3 protein-coding genes are annotated in these 5,847 nt (G+C 48.5%); 2 read left to right on the top strand and 1 reads right to left on the bottom strand.

What is annotated here, in order from left to right:
• The first annotated feature begins 651 nt into the window (after positions 1 to 651).
• Positions 652 to 3,669: an exonuclease subunit SbcC gene (gene sbcC, locus IQ235_RS16820; protein ID WP_264322583.1), complete on the top strand. Its 3,018-nt coding sequence runs from the start codon at positions 652 to 654 to the stop codon at positions 3,667 to 3,669.
• A 381-nt stretch (positions 3,670 to 4,050) separates the two neighbouring features.
• Complete coding sequence (locus tag IQ235_RS16815; RefSeq protein ID WP_264322582.1) at positions 4,051 to 5,466, top strand: flippase; 1,416 nt, start codon at positions 4,051 to 4,053, stop codon at positions 5,464 to 5,466.
• 163 nt (positions 5,467 to 5,629) lie between these two features.
• Here the strand turns inward: IQ235_RS16815 and IQ235_RS16810 are convergent.
• A partial coding sequence (locus IQ235_RS16810) for a hypothetical protein (RefSeq protein ID WP_264322581.1) occupies positions 5,630 to 5,847 on the bottom strand: 218 nt, incomplete at its 5' end.

The raw sequence follows: 5,847 nt of genomic DNA, 5'->3' as shown, positions 1-5,847 counted from the left end.
CAAATACGCTCGAAAGATCGGGCGGCGTTTGAGCTTATGTAACTTGAGAGAATCAGTAGAATACATTTTAACGATTACAGAACTCGATCGACAATTTGATATTGTAGATAGCGGCGATCGCGAGATTGGAAGAGTTGAAACGATTGTCGTCTGATTTCTCAAAATTCGAGCTAAATTCTAACGGAGGGGACTCTATCGCCAGTCCCCTTTTTTCATGGACTTTGAAGAATTGAAATATTAAAACAATATAAAGTAAAAGGGTAGAGGGGCGATCGATCTGACCAAAATATCGAAAGTTGCATCAAAAATCAGAGAATCGCCAAAAATCTAACAGAAATCGAGTTTGAATTATTCGTTAAAGTTAAAAACGATCGCCTGACAACTTTTTCAATTCTCTCGCGCTTCTCCCGACCCTTCCAAGAAAATACTCTAATCCCGAGCGATCGCCTAAATCGGGAAAGGGACTTCAAGGGTTTTGCCTCCTTTACTTTCCCGACCTCCCTTTGCCTGCGTCACTTGGAATTATAAGTACGGGACTTACGCACGGACGCGCGTATTTCGTAGCGTCGATTCTGTTACACTGCACGCTTCACATCCTAGCAATAAAGGCAAAGCGAAAGTCCTAAAGTATTTAAGCGAACTCGATATTTTATGATTCCCCACCAACTTCAACTCAAAAATTTTTTTAGCTATCGAGAAGCAACATTAGATTTTACAGGACTCCATACGGCTTGTATCTGCGGGGCAAATGGTGCGGGAAAATCTTCCCTCCTAGAAGCGATCGCTTGGTCGATTTGGGGCAAAAGCCGTGCGGCTTCCGAAGATGATGCGATCCACATCGGCGAAAAAGAAGTTCGAGTAGATTTTACCTTCCAAAGCCAAGGGCAAATTTGTCGGGTGATTCGCTCTCGCCGTCGGGGACAGTCGAGTTCCCTCGAATTTCAGGTAGAAACACCCACGGGATTTCGATCGCTGACGGCAAAGGGATTGCGTGCCACCCAACAGAAACTCCTCGATCATCTCAAACTCGATTACGACACGTTTATTAACTCTGCCTATTTGCGTCAAGGACGAGCAGACGAGTTCATGTTGCGATCGCCCTCGGAACGCAAGCAGATTTTAGCGGATTTGCTCAAACTCGATCTTTACGACGAACTGTCCAAAAAAGCCAACTCGATGGCGAACCAAACCACCGGACAAGAAAAATTGCTCCTTCAGAATTTGGAAACCTTAAAGGAACAATTGCAACAAGAAAGCGAAATTGCCACAGAACTCGCTCGCACCCAAACTCACCTCGACGAACTACAACAAGTGCAAGAGGGCGATCGCGCGACTTTAACCCAACTGCAAGCCCAGCAAAATCAACGGCAGGGATGGCAGCAACAACTCGACTGGTACCGACAGCAGGGGGAAAACCGACAACGGGAATCCCAACGCCAGCAACAGGAACTGACGGATGCTCGACAGCGACAGCAAGAATTGTCACAACTCCTAGAGCAAGAGACGGAGATCGACTGCGGTTACGCCCAATTCCAACAGTTGCAGGGACAAGAGGAAGTCTTTTCCCAAAAATTCAACGCCCTCCAAGATGCTCGAACCCATCTCGAAGGGGTGCGAGAGCAACTGACGCAGCAGGCAAACGATTACCAGCAACAGCAGCAAGGTACGATTGCCGAACTCGAAGCCCTCGATCGCCAAGCTGGAGATTTAGCCAGAATTTTGGCGCAGTCGGCTCAAGTGGAAGCGGGTTTGAAGGAATTGCAAACCGCCCGAGATCGCCTTCAGACCCTCGATCGCCTGCAAGCCGAGGTTGCCCCCTTGATGCAGCGCCGATTGCAACTCCAAGGCGAACTCGATCGCGCCACTGCCCGCCTCAACGCCCGCCTGGAGCAAATCCAAGCCCAACAAATTGCGTTGGGAAACCCGGATACTCAAACGGCACAGTTGCAATCTGCTCTCGCCGAACTGGGGGAACAAATTAGCGAACTGGAGAAAAAGCAGGTTCACCAGCAGCGGGTGCGGGAAAAAGGACTCGAACGCCGCAGTTTTCTCGATCGCCTCAAAGCCCACCAACGGGATTACGAAGCCAACATTGAGGAGTTCGATCGCAAAATCAAAATGCTGCAAGTGCCCGATGCCCAATGTCCCCTGTGCGATCGCCCCCTCGACGAACATCACTGGGATTTGGTGGCGCAAAAGCATCAGGAACAACACCGAGATATTATGGGGCAGTTGTGGGTGGTGAAGGAGCAACTGGCGGTTTCCGAGTTGGAAATTCAGGTGTTGCGCCAGGAATACGGTCAACTGAGTCACGAACTGGCGGGGTACGATGCCCTGCGGGAGCGGCGGGGGCAGCTACAAGCGCAGTTAGACGCGAGCGATCGCGATCGCTCGACCCTCGAAGGGTTGGCGGCGGAACAGATCGAAATCGAACGCTCTCTCGAAGTTGGGGATTACGCCGTAGAAGTGCGATCGGAACTTGAAGAACTCAACCGCACGGTGGATCGACTCGACTACGACGAAAAAAATCACGCCCTGGCGCGGGGGGCAGTCGATCGGTTGCGGTGGGCGCAAATTAAGGATGCCGAACTGCGTAGCGCCAAGACGCAACAAGCCAAAATCGACGAGCGTCGTCCGGAACTGGTCGCCCACAGCCGCTATTTGGAACAGCAACTCGATCGGTTGCACGCGGAGTCGGAGCTGGCTCGGCAACGGGCGGATTTGGAGCGCTATATCGCCAATTTGGACTATAACTTGACCGAACACAGCCAGGTGCGAGGGGCGCTGCGGGAGGCACAGGTGTGGGTGCGCAAAGCCGAAGAATTGCGAGGGGCAAAGCAGGAGTCTCCCCGCGTGCAGCAGCGGATTGGCGGGCTGATGGAGAGCGTGCAGCAATACGATCGAGATGCCGAAACTGCCCGATCGCAAATGGCTGCGATGCGAACTCAACTGGAACGAACGCCCGATCGCATTGTCGATATTCAAACCCTGGAGGGGAAAATTCAGCAACGCCGCCGGGAACTCGATGGGGCGATCGCCGAATACGGGCGATTGCAGCAGCAACAGCAGCAACTCGAAACCCTACAAACGGAATACGAGCAACGACAGCGACAACTCCAAGCCATCCGCCGCCAAAGCCGAGTGTATCGGGAATTGTCTCAGGCATTTGGCAAGAACGGCATCCAGGCATTGACCATCGAAAACGTGCTGCCAGAACTGGAGGGGGAAACCAACCGGATTTTATCGCGGCTGAGTGCCAATCAACTCCACGTTCGATTTGTGACTCAACGGGCGAGCAAGGGTTCTAAAAAAAAGACAAAGCTCATCGATACGCTCGATATTCTGATTGCCGACGCGCGGGGAACTCGCCCCTACGAAACCTACTCCGGGGGGGAAGCCTTTCGGATTAATTTTGCCATCCGTCTGGCGCTGGCGAAACTGTTGGCGGGGCGATCGGGAACGGCGTTGCAACTGCTAATTATCGATGAAGGATTTGGAACCCAGGACGATCGAGGATGCGAGCGTTTGGTTGCCGCCATCAACGCCATCTCCTCGGATTTTGCCTGCATTCTTGCCGTCACCCACATTCCCCACCTCAAGGAAGCCTTTCAAGCTCGCATCGAGGTGCAAAAGATGGAAAATGGTTCTCAGTTGCATCTATCGATTTAATGGGGTTTAATACGGGGAAAGGATATCGGGGTAATGCTTTAGACATCTATAGCAATTCTAGAATCGCTCCAGACTGCTTCCCCTAATTAACTGACAAATTATGCTTCGATGTAGGTTGGATTTTATGCTTCAACGGAGCAACCACAAGCGATCGCCTTGGGATCGTCCCTCTACCCAACCGCGTGAGATTTCTACATTTCCATTACTTTTTACGTTTGTCGGTCAACGTCTACCGTTCTTGACTTAACACTGAATTCTGACAATCTCGTTTTCTACTTTTTGAGAGGCTCATTTTGTCAATTTTGGTGTCATTTAAAATGCAAATATTATTCAGAGTGAAAGAAAAAAAATGAAGATCGAGTTGTTGAAATCGAAGTTAACATGAAAAAAATATTCTCGCGTTTGGACTGGTCTTATTTCTATGCTTTCTTGAGTGAATCCACTCTTGCTTTAACTTTTTTCTTTTATAGTATTACCGGTCGCATTCTCGGTCCTGAAAAATACGAATCTTTTGCAGCAGCGGCAGCTCTGGGTGCAATTCTTTCCCTATTTATCCAATTTGGGCTTCCCGTACTTCTCCAACGGGAAGTAGCTGCCAATCCGGAAGAAGGATCAAAACTAACTCTAGAATTTTTGGTCATTGAGGTCCTAAATTCGATTCTCGTTCTCATTGTTTTATTTCCGATTGCCAAAATTTTGGGATTTGAAGGGAATGGGTTAATTGTCTGCTATGTCGTTGTTTTGGCCGAAGTTTGTCGCGCTGCCAAAATGACATTACGCGGTGTTTTTAAAGGTTTTGGGTGGTTTCGTTCCGAAAGTATTGCCGTTGCTCTCGAGCGTTCGCTCGTCTACGCACTTGCCTGTCTCGTTCTATTTCTTACTCAAAACTTAATTTTTGTTGTCGCCACAATTGCCATCTTACGCTCGATCGATATTGTCGCATTAATTTACTATCTCAACGGAAAAGTCGATATCAAATCTTCGATCGATGTTAATAAACTTCGCCAATCTTTAGTTCTCGCATATCCCTTTGCGGTTTCGGGAATTTTGTGGATTCTCTACTATCAAGTGGATATCGTCATGCTCAAAGGAATGGCTCCATCGGGGGAAGCAGGCTTTTACAGTGCGTCCTACCGAATTATCGAAATTTTCTTAGCCCTTCCTCGAGTCGTTTTCCAAGTTATTTTTACTCGATTTGCTCGATGTCACGCCCATTCTCCCGAACAACTGCCCGAACAAGTTTATAAAGCCAATCGTCTCTTTATCACCCTAGTCTTACCTGTTTGTTTGGGAGCGGGATTTTTACAAAGAACTTTAGTTCATCTTATTTTTGGCGATGCATTCCTGCCATCGATTCCGTCCCTGGCTATTTTAATTCCCAGTTTGGGGATTAGTATGTTTGGGAATTTAGCCTATCGATTTCTCCAAGCAACGGGACAAGAAAAATCCTTGCCCCCGCTTTTATTGGTAACTGCAGTTTTTAATGTAATACTCAATGCTATTTTAATTCCTCATTTGGGTGGAGTCGGTGCGGCTTATGCCACCCTATTGAGTGAAGCGATGTTATGTTTTTTGGGTCTAATCTTTATGATTCGGGCAGGACACACTCGAGTGGGGAAACTGACGGGCATCATTTCTTTATTAAGCTTAACCGCCGCGGCTTGTCCTTCCTTGATTCTCTCGGGAATTAGCCCGATTTTCGGCGTTGCATTACTAGCAGCCAGTATTTTCGGTATGGCTTTTGTTATGCGTCCCAACTTCTTTTTAGGCGAGGCGGCAGCTTTTAACCAGGAGTAATATCAAGTTTGGATAATCTTGAAAATTTACAATTAAGCTATAGCATAGCGCCTGAAAACCTCTCTAGCTCTCTCCCCTGGCTCCTGCACCTCCCTTCACAAAGAACGATCGGTATTTCGGTTTCCGAACTCAATCTAATCTCCCCGTGGTCATTGGTGACAAGTTAAGGTGGTATAGCAATTCTCAGTCTTGTGAGGTACACCCAAATTCTATTTCCTATTCCCCATTCCTGGTTACTGAGCCTGTCGAAGTGCCCATTCCCCATTTCCCATTCCCGAAAACCAGAAACTCTGTACTTCAACAGATTGATAACAGCTATATTCACTTTGTCAACTTTGTAATAATCGACCGAAAACCCGGCACGCGCGGGGGTCTCCCCCC

This window comes from Zarconia navalis LEGE 11467 (genome assembly GCF_015207075.1).
Classification (GTDB): Bacteria; Cyanobacteriota; Cyanobacteriia; order Cyanobacteriales; family Geitlerinemataceae; genus Zarconia; species Zarconia navalis.
Note: the sequence above shows the minus strand (reverse complement) of the source record. Positions and strands in the feature narration are given on the sequence as shown.

Coding starts and splice junctions, on each gene's coding strand:
- sbcC (WP_264322583.1), top strand. CDS start 652: ATGATTCCCCACCAACTTCAACTCAAAAATTTTTTTAGCTATCGAGAA.
- IQ235_RS16815 (WP_264322582.1), top strand. CDS start 4,051: ATGAAAAAAATATTCTCGCGTTTGGACTGGTCTTATTTCTATGCTTTC.